At 49.3% G+C, this 19,544-nt stretch carries 18 protein-coding genes; 2 read left to right on the top strand and 16 right to left on the bottom strand.

Going from position 1 to position 19,544, the window contains the following annotated elements:
- From K7P76_RS18815 to K7P76_RS33490, 7 genes are all read right to left on the bottom strand, one after another.
- On the bottom strand, positions 1 to 1,614 hold the full coding sequence (locus K7P76_RS18815) for a response regulator (RefSeq protein WP_232186847.1): 1,614 nt from the start codon (positions 1,612 to 1,614) through the stop codon (positions 1 to 3).
- Between the two features lie 36 nt (positions 1,615 to 1,650).
- Positions 1,651 to 2,970 carry a neutral/alkaline non-lysosomal ceramidase N-terminal domain-containing protein gene (locus K7P76_RS18810; protein WP_232186846.1) on the bottom strand — a complete coding sequence of 440 codons (1,320 nt, stop codon included), beginning with the start codon at positions 2,968 to 2,970 and terminating at the stop codon, positions 1,651 to 1,653.
- Between the two features lies 1 nt (position 2,971).
- On the bottom strand, positions 2,972 to 3,874 hold the full coding sequence (locus K7P76_RS18805) for a GNAT family N-acetyltransferase (protein ID WP_232186845.1): 903 nt from the start codon (positions 3,872 to 3,874) through the stop codon (positions 2,972 to 2,974).
- A 127-nt stretch (positions 3,875 to 4,001) separates the two neighbouring features.
- Positions 4,002 to 5,906 (bottom strand): type 2 periplasmic-binding domain-containing protein, encoded by a 1,905-nt coding sequence (locus K7P76_RS18800; RefSeq protein ID WP_232186844.1) that lies wholly within the window; start codon positions 5,904 to 5,906, stop codon positions 4,002 to 4,004.
- 145 nt (positions 5,907 to 6,051) lie between these two features.
- Complete coding sequence (locus tag K7P76_RS18795; RefSeq protein ID WP_232186843.1) at positions 6,052 to 6,918, bottom strand: sugar phosphate isomerase/epimerase family protein; 867 nt, start codon at positions 6,916 to 6,918, stop codon at positions 6,052 to 6,054.
- Positions 6,915 to 7,970 (bottom strand): Gfo/Idh/MocA family protein, encoded by a 1,056-nt coding sequence (locus K7P76_RS18790; RefSeq protein WP_232186842.1) that lies wholly within the window; start codon positions 7,968 to 7,970, stop codon positions 6,915 to 6,917. The genes K7P76_RS18795 and K7P76_RS18790 overlap by 4 nt, the downstream gene beginning before the upstream one ends.
- Before the next feature lie 21 nt (positions 7,971 to 7,991).
- On the bottom strand, positions 7,992 to 8,978 hold the full coding sequence (locus K7P76_RS33490; protein ID WP_232186841.1) for a Gfo/Idh/MocA family protein: 987 nt from the start codon (positions 8,976 to 8,978) through the stop codon (positions 7,992 to 7,994).
- Positions 8,979 to 9,169: 191 nt separating this feature from the next.
- Between K7P76_RS33490 and K7P76_RS18780 the strand changes: the two genes are divergently transcribed.
- Positions 9,170 to 10,087 carry an AraC family transcriptional regulator gene (locus tag K7P76_RS18780; RefSeq protein ID WP_232186840.1) on the top strand — a complete coding sequence of 306 codons (918 nt, stop codon included), beginning with the start codon at positions 9,170 to 9,172 and terminating at the stop codon, positions 10,085 to 10,087.
- Positions 10,088 to 10,243: 156 nt separating this feature from the next.
- On the opposite strand, the gene K7P76_RS18775 is transcribed toward K7P76_RS18780, so the two are convergent.
- From K7P76_RS18775 to K7P76_RS18765, 3 genes are read right to left on the bottom strand one after another with little or no spacing between them, the layout of a single operon-like run.
- Positions 10,244 to 10,879 (bottom strand): carbohydrate-binding family 9-like protein, encoded by a 636-nt coding sequence (locus tag K7P76_RS18775; RefSeq protein ID WP_232186839.1) that lies wholly within the window; start codon positions 10,877 to 10,879, stop codon positions 10,244 to 10,246.
- Positions 10,880 to 10,925: 46 nt separating this feature from the next.
- Positions 10,926 to 11,876 carry a sugar phosphate isomerase family gene (locus K7P76_RS18770; RefSeq protein WP_232186838.1) on the bottom strand — a complete coding sequence of 317 codons (951 nt, stop codon included), beginning with the start codon at positions 11,874 to 11,876 and terminating at the stop codon, positions 10,926 to 10,928.
- Between the two features lie 41 nt (positions 11,877 to 11,917).
- A complete protein-coding gene (locus K7P76_RS18765) occupies positions 11,918 to 12,628 on the bottom strand; it encodes a PIG-L deacetylase family protein (RefSeq protein ID WP_232186837.1) in 711 nt (236 codons plus the stop codon).
- Between the two features lie 179 nt (positions 12,629 to 12,807).
- Here K7P76_RS18765 and K7P76_RS18760 point away from each other — a divergent pair, with 179 nt between their 5' ends.
- Complete coding sequence (locus K7P76_RS18760) at positions 12,808 to 13,710, top strand: AraC family transcriptional regulator (RefSeq protein WP_232186836.1); 903 nt, start codon at positions 12,808 to 12,810, stop codon at positions 13,708 to 13,710.
- A gap of 40 nt (positions 13,711 to 13,750) precedes the next feature.
- Here K7P76_RS18760 and K7P76_RS18755 read toward each other — a convergent pair whose 3' ends face one another.
- Genes K7P76_RS18755 through K7P76_RS18725 form a run of 6 tightly spaced genes read right to left on the bottom strand, consistent with a single transcriptional unit; the run spans position 13,751 to position 19,502 of the window.
- Complete coding sequence (locus K7P76_RS18755) at positions 13,751 to 14,650, bottom strand: EamA family transporter (protein ID WP_232186835.1); 900 nt, start codon at positions 14,648 to 14,650, stop codon at positions 13,751 to 13,753.
- 48 nt (positions 14,651 to 14,698) lie between these two features.
- The gene (locus K7P76_RS18750; RefSeq protein WP_232186834.1) at positions 14,699 to 15,838 is read right to left on the bottom strand and encodes a dihydrolipoamide acetyltransferase family protein; all 1,140 of its coding nucleotides are present in this window, start codon (positions 15,836 to 15,838) and stop codon (positions 14,699 to 14,701) included.
- Between the two features lie 27 nt (positions 15,839 to 15,865).
- Entirely contained in the window at positions 15,866 to 17,305 is a 1,440-nt protein-coding gene (lpdA, locus tag K7P76_RS18745; protein ID WP_255678632.1) for a dihydrolipoyl dehydrogenase, read from the bottom strand.
- Between the two features lie 17 nt (positions 17,306 to 17,322).
- Complete coding sequence (locus K7P76_RS18735; RefSeq protein WP_232186833.1) at positions 17,323 to 18,306, bottom strand: alpha-ketoacid dehydrogenase subunit beta; 984 nt, start codon at positions 18,304 to 18,306, stop codon at positions 17,323 to 17,325.
- Positions 18,296 to 19,294 (bottom strand): thiamine pyrophosphate-dependent dehydrogenase E1 component subunit alpha, encoded by a 999-nt coding sequence (locus tag K7P76_RS18730; RefSeq protein WP_232186832.1) that lies wholly within the window; start codon positions 19,292 to 19,294, stop codon positions 18,296 to 18,298. Before K7P76_RS18730 ends, K7P76_RS18735 begins: the two co-directional genes overlap by 11 nt.
- Positions 19,287 to 19,502, bottom strand: a complete 216-nt coding sequence (locus K7P76_RS18725; protein WP_232186831.1) for a tautomerase family protein — start codon at positions 19,500 to 19,502, stop codon at positions 19,287 to 19,289. The genes K7P76_RS18730 and K7P76_RS18725 overlap by 8 nt, the downstream gene beginning before the upstream one ends.
- Positions 19,503 to 19,544: the final 42 nt, after the last annotated feature.

Raw genomic sequence — 19,544 nt, 5'->3', positions numbered from 1 at the left:
TCAGACCGAGTATTTATCCCTGTACTGCTTGGAGGTTAAGCCCGTGTACTCTTTGAATACGGAAGCAAAATAGGAGGCCGTTTTGTAGCCCGTTCTCTCTGCGATTTCATATATTTTAATATACGGATCCAGCAGCATCTGCTTCGCAGCTTCCATTCGCTTAATAATCAAATAGTCGAATAGGGTATGCCCGGTTTGCTGCTTAAAAATAAGATTCGCATGGCTGCTGCTAATATAGAGCGAGCTGACGATTTGACTAACATTTTCGATTTCCGCATAACGTTCTTCAATGATCCTTTTTATATCTTCAACGATTTTCTGATAACGTCCGCTGTCTATTTTCTCGAAAAATTTTCTGACCGTATCGATAATATGAATCAACCATTGTTTGATGTCGGTTATCGTTTCAAATTTCTGCAGCTTGCTCCATATGATCAGATCATCTCCGAAGATGCTGCCGAAGCTCTCATTTCTCTCGATCAGATACGTTTGCACGACGTTAATAATCGAGTAGGTAAGACTCTTAATAAACGCAGGGGGATAATGCAGATTCGTATCAACAAGTCTATCCATGAATGAAACAATATCGTGCGATTGTCCGCTTTCGATGATCCAGTCCAGCTTGCTCTTAATTTCCAGAATATTATATTGAAACTCTCGCTCGGGTTCCTGTATTTCGTTTGCCATGATGATTCTGTTCCCGCCGCTGAAAAACTTGGAGGTTACCGCATATTGCGCGGATTCAAACGATTTGGGAAGCAGCTTGATACTCGTGGAAAGATCGCTTATTCCAATCGTAATCGGTATATCTAATTTATCATTCACGTACTCCTTGCATCTGTTGGCCATCTCTACGATTCGATTTATCGCGTCCGCACGCTCTGCTAGATCTAGAATAAGAATAATAGCCAAGCTATTGTTTAGCTGATTGGTTACGTAACCGTGCATTTCAAGCATGATCGTCTCTTCGACGCATTTCTGCACGCGATAAATCATGAAATGCTTGTTTTCCACCGTAGTGTCCGCATAGAGCAAGTCGTAATTATCGATTTGCAGGAAAAGCACCGAGCAGCATTTATCCGTAAAATCCATTCCCAAGTAGGTCATCCGGTGCCTGATATCCTCTTCGCTATCAAATTTCCCATATAAGAGGTCTCTAATCAATTGCTCCTGAAGCACCGGCATGCTCTCTTGGATTTGTTTTCTTAGAATATGATCATCATGCGCTCTATCCATTTCTGCTTGCTTTAACTTGATGACCTTCTCGATCGTACTCGTTAGTTCTGCCAAATTTATCGGCTTTAGGATATAACCATACACTTCGAGGTTGATGGCATCCTTCAAATATTCGAAGTCATCAAAGCAGCTCATGAATATGAACTTAGTATCCGGAAGTTCGGCTTTAATCATTTCAGTCATCTTAATTCCATCCAGTACAGGCATAGAGACATCCGTCAGAATAAAGTCAGGCTGCCGTTCGATTGCCTGCTGGTATCCCTCCAGTCCGTCAACCGCAAGACCTGCAACTTCAATTTCAAGAGCCTCCCAATCCATCAGCTCTATGATTCCAGCTCTATCGGAAACATTATCATCAACTATAAGGATGGAGAACATTCGCTCAACTCCCCGTTCATTGGCGCTTATTTTTTATCATACCAAAAATCCACGAATTTGACCGATATCTTGCAGCAGCTTGAGTGATTGCTGAACGAAGATTTCGCCAGCATCGATCGCAAGCCTGCTGTGGCCGGTAATGATCGGTTCATATCCGCCCTGCTCATAAGCTATTCGGGTGCAGAAATAACCGGTTGCGGAACCGTTGCACAGCTCGTTCACGATCGTGAAAGGAAAGGGAGACTTTTCCTTGATTTCAAGACCGAATTCGACGAATAATTCTCCGGGAAGTCCGACAAAGGCCAACTCACCTAGAGTGATTACCTGTATTTCGACCTCGACGAACGAGGTATCTTCGGCGTTGGCCGCTTTCCGCAGCTCTTGAACAAAATTGTCTTTAATCGCTTGAGGCCAATCTCCCAGTTGAATTTGCTGTACGGCTTGAACATCCTTTTCCGAGGGTAGCCGATATGGAACCGGGAAGACGGTTTGTTTTACGGCGAGCGGCAGCTTGGACGTCGACGTTGTGATTTTTTCCCTTACCTTCAGCACTTCCCAGGAGAGGATGCGGCCCATTTTCTTGTAGTGAGCAAGGGACGGGTCGTAATCTGCTTCTGTCCCTCCCATCGCGTTGGCGTGGTTGATATTGCCGCTCGTTCCCATATGAAACAGGCTGACGACATCGTCCCCGAGCTCTTGCTTCAGCCTGAAGGAGAGCTCGCCCGGATAGTCCGCGCTAAATTCGGTTCCTCCTACAACATCCGTATGGCACGCATAATTCGTCAGAACTCCAATCGGGTTGCCCTGATCATCATCAATTCGCATCACGAAAACTTGCGGATCGATGGGACCGGTGGGACGATCGATGAACGGGTTTCCAATACCCGGATTTGTCTTTACTGTTCCGTCTTTCATATAAAATCTGCGATTAAAGGCGATATCCGGCTCATGTCCCGCTCCGAAGCCGATCTGCGCATTCCGACGCTGCTGATAAGCCGCAATAGCCGCATCCGCCGCCTGCTCCGTCATCCATGAAAGATACTGATCGTCCGCCTCGTAAAATGAAGTGCTGATGACCGGCGGTCCAGTGTGTGTATGCGTAGCCGATACCATAATGCATGATTGGGGGATAGGTGTAAAAGCGGCAATTCGTTCCCGAATACCAGCTACGATTGCTGAAGTAAGGTCGATACAATCGAGAGCGACAATTGCGACGACGCCCTCATCGGCTTGAACAACCAACGCTTTGGCATACAGCCTGTCTTTAATCCCGGTAGCTTTCCGGTCATAGAAGTAACCGGGTATCGCGCTCCCTAACGGAGGGGTAATATCGATCTCACTCATTCCGCATTTCATCTTATTTCCTCTCCCACATCATCAGATATTGTTCATAATTGGTCGTAAATCCGGCTTCCTTGAGCAGCGCGATCAACTCCGGATGAGACATCGACAAATTTACGGCTTGTTTCGCGTATGCCCCATCAGACTCCCCAAACAGTTGATGCAGCAGGATGCCGAATAATACCGACTTATCTGCGCGCAAAGGGTCCGCTTCGCACTGATAAAGATTCACCGAGCTTATTGCACCATCAGCTGATCTTTTTCGTTGAAACAAGGCATAAGCGATAACTTCATTACGCGAATCCGTTAAGATCAGCGACTCGCCTTCCCGGATATTGTGCCATTGACAATCCCAAGCCGCCTCATGACGGTAGAAGGGAATAGCGGCAGCATCGGAACAATTCCCGTAATTAAGTCTCACCCCAGCCGGGACGGCCATTCCGCTGAACAGCTGCACCAACGGCTCCGACAATGACATGCCGGTTATTTGATCGACTATACGAAAGCCTCCTTTCTCGTAAGCCGATACCGCGTGAGTATTTTTCGTTACGACTTCCAGAAAAGCCCGGTCTGCCGCTTCAGTCTCCAGAATTCGCCGCACTTCCTCCATCATCGCTTTGGCAATCCCATGTCCCCGATATTCCGGAAAAACTCCAGTTCCGCCATTCCAGGCCAACTTGACTCCGTTTACGGTTTTGAAAGCCAGAAACACAAACCCGACGGGCTGTTCACCGAAGCGAGCCACAACAGACAACTCAGGACGAATGCCGTAATCGGAAAATAAAGTCAGCAATTGCTCCATTGTTACGGTCATATTCGTGTAGTAACCTTCGAAGCCTCTGTTCCTAAGCCCGAGGGCCTGCTCGAAGGTGCAAAGATGCAAGCGATCCAGCCTAATTTCATGCGATTGCGGTGTCATCGGTCCTTACCCGCCTTTCTTTCATGTCTCTGCCTTGAATCAGGAATTCCCGAGGCGCTGCGCACCCCGGGACTCCGAACAACTCGGAATTAATTTCTGTTGACCATGCCGATGATTTCATGAAACTTTACTTAGCAGCAGCCTCCCGTTTTTCCAGTAGAGGAAGGACGATTTTCGTCTGCTCCTCCAGCATTTTGTCCACATCGATCACTTTTTTGAAGTTGGCTACCGCGGCATCCCATTTTTTGTTGAATTCCTCTTCGTTTTTAGCGGTTAAAGTGATCTTGAACGGATTATCCCATGTCGCTCTTGTCGACCAGAGCTTCTGCACTTCAGGGATATTAGCGTATTCCGGCGACCAGGACTGCACGTTCGGAACGGGCACCATTCCCGTCACCCACGGGCTCGTAACCGGGAACTTAAGCGCTTTGCCCAATGTATCGAAACGCGTAAGCTTATTTAGAATTAGAGGATTAAATGTACTGGCCGAATCCGCCCATTTCTCTACGCCGTACCAGAACCCTGGCGTCCCCCCGCTGTAAGGGATGTTGTTGAAGTTCAACCCTTTGGCATCCTTCCAATCCATCGCGGTCAAATCGCCATCGATCAGGAACTTCTGAAGACTTGCATCTTTAAACTTTCTCGTTCCGTCGGCAAGCTCCTCATAGAGGCCCGCTTCCTTCGTTCCCCAGAACCTGATTTCATCCCATTCGGCTGTAAACATCGTATTGATCCAGTTAAGAACTTGCGGAACTTGATCTTCATTAACCGTTTTCAAGATGGACAAAGTGTCCAGGAACGAAGGAGGCCCTTCCAAATACGATGGGAACTCCGCTCTTTGCGCCACTTGCGTATAGAAAGGTACGTATCTGAACTTTTTACCCGCCTTTTCCAAGTCCGCATTTACTTGGTCGACCGGTCCGATCCACGATACCGGAACGATCGCATACTGCCCGTTCATGACCTTTTCCTTGAACTTCTCCGCATTGTGAACGAGCGATTCCGGATCGATGACTTTATCGTTGATCATCTTATTTTGGATTTTCCCCGCCTCTTTGAAGACAGGGTTCAAATAACCGAAATCCATTTTCTTCTCCGGTATGTTCAACCAGCCTGTGTAAAAATAGCCCTTGTAGCCCATCATTTCAGCACCAAGAACGCTGAGGGCTATCCAGTTGTCGCCGCCGTCATATCCGCTGGCATAGACCGGATTGTTACCTTCTTTTAACCCAAGAGCCTTGATGTCGTACATAAACTTGATATATTCATCCGTGGTTTTAATAGGCAATACGAAGTCGTCGCCGATCGGAGCGTTCTTTTCTTTGATCCGCTTCATCGCTTCTTCGTAGTTCATTGCCGTCGGAATCAGCTTTTTCAGAATATCGTCTCTAACAAACAGGATGTCGCTGGCGATTTTATTTTTCAGCGTGCTGAAAGTATTCACCATATCGTCGGACAGTCCGGGATCCAGTTCCTTATTCACGCGAAAATTATACGGAACGCCATAGATCTTGCCGTCTATTTTGATCGAGTCCCATACATATTGCGGCACATTGTTCCAGACATCGGGAGCGTATTTCTGCAGCATTTCCGGAGTCAATTCCCAGTTCAGATCGCCTTCATGCAGCTTAGCGTGGTGAGCAGGGCCTTGTCCCGCTTGCGTGAGAACGAGACTAGGCAGATTGCCGCTCGCTACAAGCGTCGTAAGCTTCGGCTCCCATTGTTGTCCTCCGTTCCCGTAGAACTCTTTGACCTTTACCTTAGTTTTCTGATAAAGCCATTCGCCAGGGATGTCTTCCTTCGGCCTGTCCACGGCTTGAACATCCGTACCTTGCGTATTCCAGATGGTTAGCTCCAAATCTTTGGTAGGCTTATAGCCTTCTTCTGCAGCAGTTGAGGACGATGGCTGCGTGGATTGTTCGCTTGCGTTGCTGCTGGTTGGAGTTGCGTTGTTATTGCTGTTCGTACATGCTGAGATAATAGCGATAAGCAAGGTTAATACGATAGATAAGCTTAGGATTTTTGTTGCCATGCTCTCATGTCCCCCTGATTGTGTTTGATGTTAATCCATTTTTGAAAACGCTAACATATTACCTAAGCTAATTCTATTGAATCCAGCAATGTACAACAATATTACGATTTGATTAAAAACATTAATATCTGATTAGGATGATCTATTAGATTTCGAATCCGGCTTCTTGCAGCATCCGCTCGAGATTGACCCGCGCCTTCGCCACCCGTTCATCCAGCACGCTGATCGGTATGCCGGCTCCGAAGCTTCCATCTGCGCCGTCAAGTCGTTCCACGACGACTGGGCCGGCGAAGCCTGCTTCATACAGCGTCGCGAACATGGCCGGGAAGTCGACGTCCCCTTGTCCCGGGATAGGAAAGTCTGCCTCCGAGCGCTCGCCCTTATGATCTTTCGCGATGAACGAGACGGTCTGCTCCGCGATTACGGGTAAGTCCGCTGAAGGCTCGATGCCTTCGTAGAAGCGCACATTGCCGGGATCGTAAGAAGCCTTCACATGCGGTGAACCGATGGTTCTCAGCGTATCGGCGATTATATTCGCCGATGCCGTGTTGCCCGTATGCGGCTTGATCGTGACGATAAGTCCGTGCTTCCCCGCTTCCTCGCCTACTTCGCGGAATTTCGCCGCAAACGCTTCGTTTATCGGCTTCATCTCCTCGTCCGTTAGCGGCTCACCGGGAAAATTCCGGTAACTCGTCGTGCCGAGCGAAAGCAATTCCTGCGCGCCGATCGCTTGCGCGAACGCCATCCGCTGCAGCGCTAGCTTAATCGGACGGCCTGGAGCCAAGACGTCCGTGCTGACAAGCGTCACCGGCTTTAGTCCGTATCTCTCCAGCAAGCGGATGATCCGCGTTGCTTCTCCCGCCGCGCCGTCGTCGAAAGCCGGCTTGCCCTCATGAGGCAAGCCGAACGATACGTAGCGATATCCGGCACGAGCGATGCTTCCCAACGACCGCTCGAACGAATGCTCGTTATAGATCCAGGTCATGCACGCCAGCTTGACTTTTTGCTTCATGGCTGCACCTTGCTTCCTGTTATTGTCGCGATTCCTAGGGCGGTATAGTCAACCTGCACTTCCCTGCGCTCCTTGAGCGAGCGGTAAGCCGCTTCGGAAACGGCAACTACGCGCATCCCGTCCGCAAGCGAGATAAGCAGCTGCTTATTGTCACGTATGCAATCGATAAAGTGCGAGTTCAGGCGAAACCACATATCATTGTCCGCAAAGGTCGTAGTCCGCCCGGGTCCGTCATCGTCTTTCTCCAATAATTCCCCATTGTTGTTAACCACGGTCAGGTTTTCCGTTGCCACGCCAGTGATGTCGTATTCGACGCGGGTCACCCATGGCGTGCTGACCTGTCCGATCCCCCCGTTCGCGAAACGAAGCGATACGGTAAACGCATCCGCGACGCTTCCCGGCGGTAGCAGGTACGTACCCCCGTATGCGAATACCGATTCGATCTCGCCGCACATCCACATCAGTAAATCGTAATCGTGAGATCCATGGGAGAAAATCGGCCCTTTCGCCGTCTCATCATCGAAATACCAACTCGGCGTATCGTAATAATGATCGCGATATTTATCGTACACCCGCTGATTCGGATCGAGAAAATGAGTACGCATCGACCAAGCTTGAATCGGTTTGCCGGCGTTGCCGCGCGAGACGGCTTGTTTCATCGCTCTGTACACGGGCGAGAAGCGAAGCGGATAGCCGACCATCGCTTTCAGGTGTGGATGTTTCGCGCCGGCCTCAACGATCTTGGCCGCATCGGCCGTTGAGGTAGCGATCGCCTTCTCCAGAAACAAATGTTTGCCCGACTCCAGAACCGCCTTGGAAGCATCCACGTGCAGATGGTCGGGAGTCGCCACCCACACCGCATCCAAATCTTGCTCCAGCAACGACTCATAAGAATCGTATACGGTAGCACCTACTTCCGCTGCTAGCGCCTCGGCTTTAGAGCGCGTCCGGTTGTGAACGGCCGCGACTTTGACACCCGGCATAGCATGCAGCGTGCGGGCGTGCAGAGAACCCATCAGTCCGCAGCCGATAATGCCTATTTTAATAGTCATATTCTGCTCCTCCTTCTCGTCTTATAAATTCACTTGAACTCCCGTGCTGCTTGACATCGCCCAGATCGTCCGATGCGATTTTAGCGCTTCATATCCGTCCGTTTCGGGCCGGTCGCCGGATTCAATGCATTGCAGGAAGTGTTCGATTTCGAACGCGATATTCATATCGATAGTCGATTCTAGCTCTGGCGACCGCTCGAACAACGTTGTCGTTCCCTGTTCCGTTATTGCTTCAATGGACCAAAGGTCTCTGCTCAATTGCAGCAAACCTTCCGTCAAATGGATTTGGCACAAGGCTGGCGGATTTGTGTACTTCATTCCCCAACTGCTGACCAAATGCGCAAGCGCGCCGCTTTTGAATTCTATAATCCCGTGGGACGTCCCTTCGCCCTCCATCCATTCGGTTCCGACCCTCGTTCCAAATTGGGCAACACGGTCAGGTTCTCCCAGCAGGTACAACAAGATGTCGATGTAATGGCAGCCGTGGCTGAACAATACACCTCCGCCCAGCTTCTCCTTGCTGGCAAACCATGTCCCCGGCATCGGATTCAGGAAGGTTTGCACCCAAACTTGGGCGCTGATCGGTTTGCCGTACTTGCCGCTGTCGACCGCTTCCTTCAATTTCCGGATCGCAGGCAAGTACCTTACGACATAGGCCATCATGAGTGTAACACCTTTTTGATCGGCGGCGTCGATGATGCTGAGGCAATCGTCCTCCGAGTTCGCAAGCGGTTTCTCCAACAGGACATGCTTGCCGGCAGCAATCGCCTGAAGAGCTTGCGGCGCATGCAGATGATGCGGCGTGCACAAACTCACTGCATCGACATCGTCCAGTATCTTCGTCCAATCGGTCGTATAATTGCAACCGAGTTCTTCCGCCGTTTTCGCCGCTTTGCTCTCATCCAGATCGACCACCCAGCGCAAATCCGAGCGTTCCGACTTCTTGAACGCATGCGCGTGGGCAAGCCCCAAGTTCAATCCAACAACGGCCGTGCGAATTTTTCCCACAGTTGTTTCCTCCTATCGATTCGAAACAGTTTCTCCCCGTAATCATAATGGCGCATCGGAATGAAAAGCTTTGGCGAAAACGATTTTATATTTGCACTTTTGTAATTCGTTTGCACTTTTATTGACATATCAAGTCGCCCAAATTACTATGAAGGTGCGAAATACAAAAGCGTTGAAAAGGACGGTCGCGCATGGGGAATACGCGTTATCGGTTTATCAAGCTGAAAGAGCAAATTTCGATTGATAAAATTTACTCCTTTCATTACAACGAATTAAATAAAGATTATGTATACAGCGGAGAACAGCATAACTTCTGGGAGTTCTTGTATGTAGACAAAGGAGAGGTTGAGATCACGACCGATTTCGCCTCCTTCCATCTAACTCAAGGTGACATGGTGTTTTACTCGCCGAACGAATTTCACAGCCTGAAATGCAACCGCAAGACGCCGCCGAATACGTTCATCGTTGCGTTCGGCTGCAAGTCCGAGGCGATGCGCTTTTTCACGCATAAGACGCTCCGTCTCGGTAACGAAGAACGGCAACAACTCTCGTTGCTGATGGAGGAAGCTGACAAGCTGTTTCTTCTCCCGGTCAACCAGACGTCCACCAAATCAAAGCCCGATGTTCCGTTTAATCCGCTCGCTCGCAGGGATAAGCCGGATTTCGGCGCCGAGCAGCTCGTTAAGATTTATTTAGAGGCGCTTCTGATCCGGCTTATCCGCCGCCATCAGGCTCAACCGACAAAGACAAAGCTGTCTTCGGTGTCTGCAGAGAAAGGACAGCGCGACCTCGTCAACCGGATCGTCGAATATCTGGACGCCCACATCCAGGAGCATCAATCTCTTGACGCGTTATGCGCCGAATTCGCCCTGAGCAAATCGTATGTTCGCTCCTTATTCCGCGACCATACCGGCTGCGGCGTAACGGAATACGTCGTGCGGTTAAGGATAGAACGGGCCAAGCAGCACATCCGCGAGGAAACGTACAACATGACTGAAATTGCCGAGCGGCTTGGCTACGCTAGCCTTCATTATTTCTCCCGCCAATTCAAGCTCGCAACCGGCATGTCGCCGTCGGAGTATTCCAAAACTATGCAGGCGCAAGTTTAAGTGGTATTGCAAACATCAAGACAGCCCGTTTCGCTGAAGAATTTAACCAACTCAAACTCTCCAAAGTCGCTGCCAGCATGCATTTATGATCTCCTATAGTTAATCCAGCTCAACGCAAAAAGCCCCGAAAACGGGGCTTTTCCAACACATGAAAAATTACCGATCTACCTTAGATTCCGCAAACCTTATCCTGCCAAACCGATCCGCCACATGGTAATTCACGACTCCTGTCGGAGACCATGCTTGATAGTGACGTTCTCCGCCCTCTTCCTCATCGATACGGAAGAAATTGATTCTCCATTCCGTTCCGCCCATCGGGGCTTGCGAGAAGTTCGCGAACGGAATCGTAAAGGTGTACGTCCGCCGATCCCCGCTAGCCTCGATAATCTTTTCGAAGCCTTGTACTTCCCACGCGCGGTCGATCTTAAAGCTCAAAGGGTCGTTCTCGTCCTCGTGGGTGATCATGAGGTCGCAGAGCACGCCGTTCGGGCTGACGACTAGTTCCATGTACCGTTTGCAATCGCCCTCTTCGTCGATGAACATTTCCACGACGTCCTGCTCGTATAAAGGATCCTTCCTGTTCTTATACTGGGAGACGCTGTACGTGTCCACGCATTCGAATCTCACGTATAAGGCACTTTGATCCCAACAAGCTTTGACCAGCGTTTCCTCTTGGACGGCTCCTCCGGTTACGACATCTACCAGTCTGGTAGGCGCGACGCGATCCCATACCCCGTCCTCATAGGTTACGTACTCGCATGAATAAGTTCCGATTTCCTGAAGCTGTGTCATAAAGGCCTCCAATGGCTATAAATCGAACAATAATCCGATTATACCGCTAGTTAACGTCCGCCTCTAGTGGACCTGCCAATTCATTCAAGAAAAATAGTTTCCCTGGCAATGTAGGCATATAAGTAGATGGAAGCCATCTGTACGGTCCGTGGCGCAAGGTTGTCCAAAGCGACAGCCCCTGCCACTGCATGCCACGGCCTAAAGCTCCGTCACAGCCGCCGATGATGTAGTCGGATTGCAGGAACAACCCTGGTCCGATCGTGTTGGCACGGCATGGCACCAGCGTTGTCCGGCTTTTAAAGCTCGTAATGGCATTCTGTTCGATCGTAAGCGGATGAAGTTGGGCGCCGATTCGATGCGTTTGTTTACTCCATTCCGCGTCGTTCTCGAATTCCGCTCCGAAATGCGGCTCCCAGAACGCGATATGCATCATCCGGCCAATTCCGAAAACCGTAATCAACTCAGCGCCTTCCGCTTTCAAGGCCGCGATCTTATCCGCATAGGTCGGCAACGTTTCCAAAGTCGCGAAGTGACGCTGATTCACAGGTACGGTCAGTTCACCAAGCGGTCCATAGAAAGCCTGCTCCATCGCGTATTGGAAAGCACCCGGATTATCGGATGGCAACGTTCGCCCTTCCCCGTCGCTCCATTCATCCATATTAAAGCCGTAAACGTGAGAACAATCGATATTCCATTCCTTCAGAAAATAGACCGCCCACTTATACATGCCCATCGGACCTACCGGTAAAATAAAGGCAACCTTCCGCCCTGCAACCTTGCTGCGGCGGATTTGCGAAGCGATTTCATGCCCCATTTTCACGTCAAGCTCTTGGACTTCGTTACACGAAATCGGCTGAAATTCATTATGCCAGAACGATTGGCGTTCGCTGATTGTCTCCGGTGGATGGGAACAGCAGCTGTCTATCTTATCCATATCCCAACCAGCAGGATAAAAGCCTTCCAGCATGGAGCCCTTCACGGTTTGCATAAAATTCATGCTTATCACTCTCCCATTCAAGTTGTTGATGCACGATAACGCTATGGTAGCAGTCTTTCAGTCGTTAACCGCGGCCATGCCTGGGCTTGCTTAAAGCCCTCCGCGTACGCTTTGCCGCACTGCAGCCCGCGGAATTTGGAAACCGTTCTGACGAAATCCAGAAAGTCGATGCCGTCATGTTCGTACAGCCATTTAATCTGGCTTTGGTGGCTATCGTTCATCTTGATTTTTGTATCGATATAATCGCTGATATCCACGTACTCGGTCGGCAGAAATCCAACTCCGGCTAACGTATCCATATAATAGATAGGCGCCACTTTATGATGGGCATCCTCATCCTCTTGGCTATTATAATAAGGCACCGTAGCCGCGAAGCTGGCATCGAATACTGCACGGGAAACTTCCATATGATCCTTCATATAATCTTCTGGCGGATGCGTGATAATGTAGTCCGGTTTGACTTTGCGAATTACCTTTACAAGCTTGCCAATCAACTCATCCTGATCCGATTTCACGGCCAAGTCAGGTACGTCTAAGCTAATCACTTCTGCGCCGATCAATTGGCCCGCCGCCTGAGCTTCCAGCTTTCTAATCTGTATCAGTTCATCCGGCGGTATCAACTTATGTCCTTTATTCCCATTGGCCACGTGCACCATCGTTACTTGATGTCCTTGCGAAGCCAGCTTGGCCAATGTCCCTCCGCAGCCGATCTCTAAATCATCCGGATGACAGCCTACCGCTAATACGTTCACCGCAACTCCTCCAATCCATTTTTGCCTAGCCATACTCCCTTGAGTGTAAGCCTTCTCATTCCTCTATTCTTTAGCAAAAAGACCGCGAAACGTAGCAATAAGTCCGCAATTTCTGGCAGCGCCCAAATCCGGAATGATATAATAGACGCAACGAAACAATCGCAACGGAGGCGTAGCCAATGACGGACAAGGACACTCAATTCGCCCGAACTAAACTTCATGAGCCGCTGGCAGTCAAACAGCTTGTTTCGTTCCATTATTTCGAGTTTTCTAAGGACTTTGCGTTCGAAGGGGAAAAGCATGATTTCTGGGAGTTCGTTTACGTGGACAAAGGGGAGCTGGAAGTTTTCGCGGATACGGAAGGTTACCGCCTGAAGCAAGGGGATATGATCTTCCACAAGCCGAATGAATTTCACGGGGTATGGGCCAACAAGAAAATCGCGCCTAACGTCATCATTCTTTCTTTCGTTTGCCATTCCAAGGAAATTGCCTATTTTGAAAATAAAATATTTACCCTGGATGCCCAGCAGCAGGAAATATTGGCGCAAATCATGAAGAACGGGTTCGCCGCCTTCTTCCCGCCCTTCGACGATCCGAGAAACCATACGCTTCGCAGGCGTCCGGATGCGCCGATCGGTTCAGAGCAGCTGATCAAAATTTATTTGGAGATGCTGCTGATCCGGTTAAGAGATGCGGGAGATGAGCTCGCCAGACGGGAACAGCGCTTGTCCGGTTCCACCAAACAACGGAGCGAAGAGGATCTCGTAAACCGCATGTGCACCTATATGGAGCAGCATGTTTATAACGATATACGCCTTGAACATATTTACAAGAATTTCAACCTAAGCAAGAGCCATGCGCTGACGATTTTCAAGGACAACAAGGGAATCAGCATCATGAAATACTATCGCAATCTGAAAATCCAGCACGCCAAGAGCATCATCCGCGCGCAGCGGCACAACTTCACGGAAATCGCGGAGATGCTCCATTACGGCAGCGTGCATAGTTTCTCCAGACACTTCAAATCATTCACGGACATGTCTCCGTCTGAATATCTTCGCACGGTCATTGCGAAGATTTAAGTAATGGCTTGCCGTGAGATATCGATTCAGCCATTTTCATTTAACCTTCCAAATTCTTCGTTCTATTGTTAGATGACATCACAATAAAGACGACTCCCGCTAAGATGATGACTACAGAAGATAAAATAGCAAAAGTAATCGTTTCGCCCAGTATCGCCCCGCCCAGAAGGATGGCGACTACGGGACTGACGTATGCATACGTATTGGGTAGCGTCGTTGATATGCTAACGCTCTGCAGCCAGGTAAACAACAGGAAACCTATTATCGTAATAGCTTGCAAATAACCGAAGGCAATATAGTTTTCTACGGACATAGTTTCCCACCTGAACTGCCTATACTCTCCCATGCCGATGCTGATCATTTCGACGAATAAACCTCCGACAATCATTTGCACGGATGTGCCGTAAATAACCCCGGGTTGGCTGGTCTTCCGCAGAAATAAAGTGCCGGCTGCTGAACAAAGCGTTGCCCCGAGCAGGATGAGTATACCCAATATACTAATATGCTGCTGAATACTAGAGAGTATTAACAGCAATCCAATGCCTGCAAAGCTCAGAAATAGTCCGAAGCTAACCCCAGCTAAAGGTCGCTTATCGAATATCGCCCATTCAAGCAGCGTGACCCAGATTGGCAATGTCGAGACGATAAGTCCGGTCATCCCCGAAGATAAATATTGCTCTCCCGCAACCATCCCTCCCTGCCCGCCAAAAATGAAGAGCGCACCGACAATACCTGCATTTACGAATTGTCGGATAGTCGGCCGTTGCTTCGCAAGCAGTACAGCCAACAGCAGCAGTAAGGCGCCTGCAATAATAAATCGGATCGATGTCAAGAATGGCGGCATCGCGGTCATCAATACTTTGAGCGCCAGAAAAACAGAGCCCCATAATAGCCACAACGCTGTCAATGCTGCTCCGAACCGGAATTTCTTATGTCCCACAAGGTGTCCATCCTTTTATGTGAATCGTGATTATTTCCCCGCCACTGATTAGACTAATTTCCAGCGATCGCTTTGCAATTGCTGCGAAAGCAACTGCATAAACTTAGCCCCATCTGCCCCGTCCAAAGGGCGATGATCAAAAGAAGCGTTCAAATCCATCATTGTGGCAACCTCAATCGCATCACCGACTACAACCGGCACCTTCCTCGCCATACCGACTGCCAGAATACCCGCCTCCGGTGGATTGATGAGCGCTGTGAATTCAGCAATATCAAAGGAAGCCAAACTTGAAATCGTGAATGTGCCTCCCGTCATTTCACCGACACTTAATGTGCCCGCTTTGGCTTGACTGACAAGGGCATGCCTTTGCTTGGCGATCTCAACAAGAGACAATTGATCGGCATCACGAATAACCGGCACCACAAGACCCTCCTGCACGGAAACGGCTAAGCCGATATTGACCTCTTGATGCTCCAAAATATAAGAGCCGCTTGGATCCGTGCAGAAGGAAACGTTCACCTGAGGTACCTGCCTTAATGCAAGACCCACGGCCTGAATAATGAAATCCAGCACGGATAATCGAACTCCTGCTGTCTCCTCGACACTATTGACTAAAATTTCACGGATTTTCAACACATGGAATAGATTCACGCTGCTCTTGACTTGGAATTGCGGGATTTCGCGGAAACTATAAGTAAGTCTTTCTGAGATTATTTTTCGCATGGCACTTAGTGGTTTTTTGAAAGCCGTGTCTCGGGGTGCTTCTCTCTCAGTACTACTTCCGGAAGATTCAATCGTTACTGGCGCACCTATAATATCACGCAACACAATTCTTCCATCCGGTCCTGTTCCGTCGACTTCGCTAAGCACAATACCCTTTACTCCGGCTAATCTTCTTGCGGCCGGCGATACACGAATTCGTTCGCTGCGTATCGCGTCCCCACTCACCTGATTAGCGGAAAGAATGCCGATTATGCCGCCAACAGCAATCGCATCACCTGCCTTGACCCGCTGTTCGATAAGAAACCCTTGCTCAGCAGATTCTATTTCCAAGGTCGCTTTATCGGTTTCTATCGTCGCTACGACTTCCTTCAATTCAACATATTCGCCAACCTGCTTCTCCCATGTGACGATGCGTGCTTCTTCCATGGTTAATCCCATCTTCGGCAATCTGATCTCTATGCTCAATGCTCTCACCTCTTATTTGACAGCTATTTAACTGTGAATCGCCATCCCCGATACAGCCATTGCCGCTTCTCCGAATATTTCAGAAATGCTAGGGTGCGGATAAACATTCATCCCCATTTCCCAAGCGGTCCCCTCCATAAATATGGCAAAGCCGGACATTGCAATTAACTCCGTAGCCCCTTGTCCAATCATATGCGTGCCCAACAACATGTCCGTTTTCTTATCCACGATCATTTTAATGAAGCCTTCACTATCACCATGAATAAGTGATCTACCGTTGAAATGCAGCGGAAACTTTCCTACCTTAATATCGTATCCTGCAGCATTTGCCTGTTCTTCCGTCAAGCCGACACTGGCGATTTCAGGATGCGTATACGTGCAACGTGCCACTCTTTCAGGCTGATAGGGTAAGGTGCTTATTCCGCAAATGGTATCCGCTGCGATCAGGGCTTGCTGCGTCGCGACATGCGCCAATTGATAGCTGCCTGCGATATCCCCTACTGCGTATAATCCGGACACATCGGTTTCCATATAGGCATTGGTTTGCAAAAAAGCAGCTTCATCAGCCAAGCCTACGCTGGTTAAGCCTAATGCTGAAACATTATTTTTTCTCCCGATCGCAAAAAGAATCGCATCCGTCTGATGCATGGATTTTTCCCCGTTCCTATCCTGCAGAGTATACGTCATCGGCTCGCCCTCAACGTGCTCAATATGTTCAACGAGTAACTGATAACCCGGCATCGTTTCAATTCCTCTTTTATCGAAAATACTCCCGATCTGTCTGGATATTTCCTCATCCTCCAATGGAGCTAAGCGATCTTCCGACTCGACAATCCGAACAGCACTGCCCAATTGTTGAAAATAACAGGCAAATTCCAAACCGATCGCTCCGGCACCAATAATCGTAATATGATCAGGTCTAAGCGGGTGAGCGAGAATCTCATCACTGGTAAAAAGCTTGATTCCATCGATCGTGATGCCCTTTGGTATATTGGGTCTGGATCCGGTAGCCAAAATCACGTGATTGGAGAAAATGGTTTGCTCGCTTTCAGTTGATCCGTTTTCAATCCCGATTTCGAAATGCTTGGGTTTACCAACAAGATGTCCATGACCTTGTATAAGGGTAATCTTGTTTTTCTTAATTAAATATTGAATCCCTTGATATAACTGATTCACTATGGCTTTTTTACGTTCAAACGCCTTTGCCACATTAAAGAAAAGGGAATCCTGATTGACCTCAATACCGAATTCTTCCATATGCTTCACTCGTTCATATAGCTTGGAGCTCTCAAGTAAAGATTTGGTCGGGATACAGCCCTGATGAAGACAAGTGCCTCCCAGCAGATGCTTCTCCACGATAACGACTCTTTTCCCATGCTGCGCCGCACGAATGGCCGCAACATAACCTCCCGTACCTCCGCCAATAATCGCGACATCATAGACATCGGACTGATCTATACCCGGCATGATCCTCACCTCCTGCACTACTGAATTGATTTACGAATCGCGTTGACAATATCTTTTACTTGCGGCAGCATTTCCTTTTCCAGGTTCAAATTGTAGGGGACCGGTGTATCCTCTGCGGTTACCCGGACAATCGGCGCATCCAATTCGTCGAAAGCTTCTTCCTGGATTCTGGCCGATATCTCAGCTCCCCAACCGTAGGCACCCGTCGCCTCATGAACGATAACCACTCGGTGGGTTTGCTTAACCGACTGAATGACGGCAGCCAGATCGAGCGGAACGAGGGTTCGCAAATCTATAACCTCAACCTCAATCCCTTCCTGGCTGAGCAGCTCGGCCGCTTCCAGCGAGAAGAGAACCATTCTGGACAAGCTGACCAGGGTTACATCTTTGCCCCGCCGTTTAACATCCGATTGCCCCAGTGGAATCGTATAGGACTCCAAAGGTACATGGCCTTTCTGGTTATAAAGCATTTTATGTTCAATGAAAATAACAGGACTGCCTTCTCTCACAGCGGTTTTCAGCAGTCCCTTCGCATCATATGGCGTACTTGGCGCAACAACTTTAAGTCCAGGAATATGGGCAAAGATCGTTTCCAGACTCTGCGAATGTTGTGCGCCGTTGCCGCGTCCGCCACCGCCCTGCGTGCGGATGACTAACGGGATTGACGTCTGCCCGCCTGACATGTACTTCAGCTTCGCTGCTTGATTCACAATCTGGTCCAGCGCGACCAAGGTGAAATCAATCCACATAATTTCAATAATCGGGATAAGCCCTGTCATAGCCGCGCCTACACCCGCGCCGATAAATCCGGTCTCGGAAATAGGCGTATCGATTACTCTTTCCGCGCCGAATTCACTGTACAGGCCTTTGGTTACTTTGAAGACACCGCCATACGATCCAATGTCTTCCCCCATCAATACAATGTCCGCATCCCGTCTCATTTCTTCTTGTAAGGCTTCGTTAATCGCCTCAGAATAACTAATCAATCGATCAGTAGACATGGGTGAATATTTCCTCCAATTCCGGTTCACTGGCTTTTCTGGCCAGTTCATAAGCGTCACCGATTTGATTGCGTATTTCTTCCGTTACCGCTGACAATGTCTCTTCAGGGAGCAGATTGAGATTGAGGCATAGCTCTTTGAATTGGATTAACGGTTCCTTCTGCCGCCAGCGCTCTACTTCGGCACGCTCCCGATAGCTTTCGGAATCACCGAACATATGCCCGACTAAGCGATAGGTCTTTGCTTCAATAAAAGTGGGTCCGCCGCCAGCCCGCGCGCGTGCCATCGCTTCTTGTCCGACTTCATGAACCGCTCGAATGTCGTTCCCATCGACGATAACAGACGGAATCCGATAAGCTGCTCCTCGCTCTGCTATGTGCTCGTTCAAGAGCGAGTCCTTGATGGGTGTCATTTCCGAATATAAATTGTTCTCGCAAACAAATACGACAGGCAGTTTAAACACAGCCGCCAGATTTAAGCCCTCATGGAAAGCGCCTTGGTTCGTCGCGCCATCGCCGAAAAAGGTAACGGACACACGCTGCTGTTTTTTGAGCTTCGAGGTAAATGCCGCCCCCACTGCAATGGGAATACCTGCCCCTACGATGCCATTGGCACCCAAAATGCCCAGCTCGGATGAAGCGATATGCATGGGCCCTCCCTTACCTTGGCAATAGCCGTCAGCCCGCCCCATCATTTCGGCAAAGAGACGATACGGATCCGCTCCCTTGGCCAACGCTTGCCCTCTTCCCCGGTAAGTCATGGTCATGTAATCCTGGGGTTCCATCACCATGCCCATTCCCGCTGCCACTGCTTCTTGCCCGATATAAGAATGAAGCGAGCCGCCCATCAGCCCCGCTTTGTACATTTCTATGCTCTTTTCCTCGAATTCACGAATGAGATTAAGAAGCCGCCATGCCTGTAGCACGAGCTTCTCGTCCCACTTCCAAGAAGCTTCATCTAGTAAATGCTTGTTCATATATTTACTCATGCTGGCTTCCTCCCTCTGAATCTTTAATTTCGGGTACGATCTGGCCGGCCACCGCAAAGGTGCCTGCCTTCAATTCCACGAATTCTATGCGTACATCCGACGGCTTTATTTCCAGCGTTTCACAAACAGCCTCCGTCATCTTCGCTGCAAGAAGCTTTATACGCCTGCTGCTTCGGCCCTCCATCAGCTTCACTGTAATATAAGGCATTGTTCAGCTCCCATTTCGTATAGGATAGACATCGTTTAGCGC

Source organism: Cohnella silvisoli (assembly GCF_021190915.1).
Classification (GTDB): Bacteria; Bacillota; Bacilli; order Paenibacillales; family Paenibacillaceae; genus Cohnella; species Cohnella silvisoli.
This window is presented reverse-complemented; position numbering and strand designations above follow the sequence as displayed.

What these genes read in the sequence shown, in the direction of transcription:
- K7P76_RS18815 (WP_232186847.1), bottom strand. Translation starts at nt 1,614, where the DNA reads ATGTTCTCCATCCTTATAGTTGATGATAATGTTTCCGATAGAGCTGGA.
- K7P76_RS18810 (WP_232186846.1), bottom strand. Translation starts at nt 2,970, where the DNA reads ATGAAATGCGGAATGAGTGAGATCGATATTACCCCTCCGTTAGGGAGC.
- K7P76_RS18805 (WP_232186845.1), bottom strand. Translation starts at nt 3,874, where the DNA reads ATGACACCGCAATCGCATGAAATTAGGCTGGATCGCTTGCATCTTTGC.
- K7P76_RS18800 (WP_232186844.1), bottom strand. Translation starts at nt 5,906, where the DNA reads ATGGCAACAAAAATCCTAAGCTTATCTATCGTATTAACCTTGCTTATC.
- K7P76_RS18795 (WP_232186843.1), bottom strand. Translation starts at nt 6,918, where the DNA reads ATGAAGCAAAAAGTCAAGCTGGCGTGCATGACCTGGATCTATAACGAG.
- K7P76_RS18790 (WP_232186842.1), bottom strand. Translation starts at nt 7,970, where the DNA reads ATGACTATTAAAATAGGCATTATCGGCTGCGGACTGATGGGTTCTCTG.
- K7P76_RS18780 (WP_232186840.1), top strand. Translation starts at nt 9,170, where the DNA reads ATGGGGAATACGCGTTATCGGTTTATCAAGCTGAAAGAGCAAATTTCG.
- K7P76_RS18775 (WP_232186839.1), bottom strand. Translation starts at nt 10,879, where the DNA reads ATGACACAGCTTCAGGAAATCGGAACTTATTCATGCGAGTACGTAACC.
- K7P76_RS18770 (WP_232186838.1), bottom strand. Translation starts at nt 11,876, where the DNA reads ATGAATTTTATGCAAACCGTGAAGGGCTCCATGCTGGAAGGCTTTTAT.
- K7P76_RS18760 (WP_232186836.1), top strand. Translation starts at nt 12,808, where the DNA reads ATGACGGACAAGGACACTCAATTCGCCCGAACTAAACTTCATGAGCCG.
- lpdA (WP_255678632.1), bottom strand. Translation starts at nt 17,305, where the DNA reads ATGCCGGGTATAGATCAGTCCGATGTCTATGATGTCGCGATTATTGGC.
- K7P76_RS18735 (WP_232186833.1), bottom strand. Translation starts at nt 18,306, where the DNA reads ATGTCTACTGATCGATTGATTAGTTATTCTGAGGCGATTAACGAAGCC.
- K7P76_RS18730 (WP_232186832.1), bottom strand. Translation starts at nt 19,294, where the DNA reads ATGAGTAAATATATGAACAAGCATTTACTAGATGAAGCTTCTTGGAAG.
- K7P76_RS18725 (WP_232186831.1), bottom strand. Translation starts at nt 19,502, where the DNA reads ATGCCTTATATTACAGTGAAGCTGATGGAGGGCCGAAGCAGCAGGCGT.